This is a genomic window from Neotamlana nanhaiensis, from assembly GCF_000943555.1.
In the GTDB taxonomy this organism is placed as follows: Bacteria; Bacteroidota; Bacteroidia; order Flavobacteriales; family Flavobacteriaceae; genus Neotamlana; species Neotamlana nanhaiensis.
This window is the reverse complement of record NZ_JTDV01000036.1, coordinates 1-347: the sequence shown is the minus strand read 5'-3', so window position 1 is coordinate 347 and position 347 is coordinate 1. Positions and strand designations below refer to the sequence as shown.

At 40.9% G+C, this 347-nt stretch carries 1 protein-coding gene; it reads right to left on the bottom strand.

All coding sequences use genetic code 11. From position 1 onward, the window contains the following. On the bottom strand, positions 1–347 hold a 347-nt coding region (locus PK35_RS16985), incomplete at both ends, for a beta/alpha barrel domain-containing protein (RefSeq protein WP_044627780.1).

The following is a 347-nucleotide window of genomic DNA, read 5'->3' as shown; positions in this document are numbered from 1 at the left end:
CTTAAAGCGTTGGCAACACTTTGAGTTAACTTATCGAAGTCTTTGTTGGCAATAATATCTTTTGAAATTAATTGAGACCCCATACCTACACAAGTTACACCAGCATCAAACCAGCCTTTTAAATTTTCTTCAGTTGGCGATACACCACCTGTTGGCATAATGCTCGTCCAAGGTTGTGGGCCTTTTACACCTTTTACAAAGTTCGGTCCGTAAATACCTCCTGGGAATAACTTCACGATTTCGCAACCTAATTCTTCTGCTTTAGCAATTTCGGTTAAGCTACCACATCCTGGAGACCATAATACTTTACGACGGTTACAAACCACAGCGATATCTTCGCGTAACAC